The sequence below is a fragment of the Rhodococcus sp. (in: high G+C Gram-positive bacteria) genome (genome assembly GCF_049299235.1).
Lineage (GTDB): Bacteria > Actinomycetota > Actinomycetes > Mycobacteriales > Mycobacteriaceae > Rhodococcus.
The window spans coordinates 1-1,736 of the sequence record NZ_JBAQXC010000061.1; the positions used below are offsets into that span (position 1 = coordinate 1).

Genomic DNA, 1,736 nt, shown 5'->3' on the forward strand with positions numbered 1-1,736 from the left:
GTGGCGGCGTGCGGGATCGCCGGTGAGGTGATGCGGCGGTTGCACCGGCCTGCGGTGCCGCGGCTGCGCCGGTTGTCCGCGTACGTGCAGCGGGAGGCCGATGCGCTGGCGCGGCTGCCCCGCGACAGTCCGATCCCGCATCGGCTGGTCGATCAGGCCGTCGGACTCGTGCGCGACCTCGTGGTGGACGAGGAGAGTTCGGCGGTGCTGCTGCACGGCGACCTGCACTACGGCAATGTCCTGGCCGGGCACCGGCAGCCGTGGCTCGCGATCGATCCGAGACCGCTGGCCGGGGATCGGAATTTCGAGCCGGCACCGCTGTTGTGGAATCGGTGGGAGGAGTTGGCCGGTGACGTGCGCGGCGGGTTGTTGCGCCGATTCGAGGCGGTGGTCGATGCGGGTTGGCTCGACGAGGATCGGGCGCGTGGTTGGGTGGTGGTGCGGTCGGTGATCAACGCGTGGTGGACGCTCGACGAGGCTCGCGGTGCGGTCACCCCCGACCGACGTGCCCGCGTGACCCGGTTCGTGACGATCGCGAAAGCGGTTCGTCGCTGATCCGGCCGCGTGGCGTTCGGGGCTGTCGGTGCGGGCCTCTACCCTGTCACGGTGAGTGAAACAGTGCAGTCCCCTGTGGGTGGGCTCGAGGACCCGATCGCACGGGACGATCGTCTGAAGCTGTTCTCGTTCGCGACCGCGGAGAAGCGCACCGAGTATCTGTGGGTGCTGCGGGCGTTCGATCATGCCCGCGCCAACTATGTGGTTCTGTTGCACGCGGGTGAGGTCGCCGCGACCCTCACCCGGATCGGGGGCGGCGATCCGGTGGCCGCACTGACCGCCGGGGAGGTCACGCCGCTGCTCGAGCAGTTGCACACGTGGGGTGTCCTCGAACGCAGCTACGACGGCTCCCGCGCGGCCACGCTCGCCGAGTATCGCAATCGGCATTTCGTGTACCAATTCGGGCAGGCCGGGTACCGGGTGTATCGCGCGGTGGAGGACGTGCTGGCGGCGCGCGGGGAGGATGCGTCGCTGTCGCGGCTGGCCCTGGCGGATCTGCTGGCGGACCTGACCGAACTCGCCGATGCGAATGCGGCCGGGGACGGTGAACTGGTGTACCGCAAGCTCAATCGTCTCGACGCAACCCTGTCGGACATGGCGGAGCGGGCCGCCCGGTTCTATCTGGTGCTCGGTGATCTGGTGCGTGTCACCGAGGTGACTCCCGAGGCGTTTCTCGCGCACAAGGACGCATTGCTCGCGCACATGCGCGAGTTCAGTACCGATCTGGCGCGCTACGCGCCGAAGCTGACGCGGGCGCTCGCGCGTGTGCATGCCAGCGGCACCGGGACGCTCGCGACGGCGGCGGCGCGGCACGACGAGCGGGTGCTGCTGCCGCTGGCCGAACGCGAAGCCGACTGGGCGCAACGCTGGCAGGGCATCGAGCACTGGTTCGTCGGGGTCGGGTCGGAACCGAGCGAGTCCGAACGGCTGCGCGGCGCGACGGTCAATGCGATCTCGGCGGTGCTGGGGTTGTTGCGGAAGCTGACCGAGCAGCGCCGCGGCGGGGTCAGCCGCGAATCGCAACTGCGGCATCTCGCCGGGTGGTTCGCGGCCGCCCCCACCGAGGATGCCGCGCATGCACTGTTCGGTGCGGTGTTCGATCTGGGGCGGCCCCGGCATTTCTCGGTCGCGCACACCGACGCCGATGCCGTGCCGGTCACCCGCTCGTGGTGGGATGCGCC

2 protein-coding genes are annotated in these 1,736 nt (G+C 70.0%); both read left to right on the forward strand.

The genetic code is table 11. The features are described from left to right. Positions 1-555 (forward strand): aminoglycoside phosphotransferase family protein (locus WAX14_RS03290; RefSeq protein WP_422626664.1); only part of this gene is annotated, 555 nt, incomplete at its 5' end. A 114-nt stretch (positions 556-669) separates the two neighbouring features. Then, the coding region (locus WAX14_RS03295; protein ID WP_422626665.1) for a TIGR02677 family protein at positions 670-1,736 on the forward strand (1,067 nt) is incomplete at its 3' end.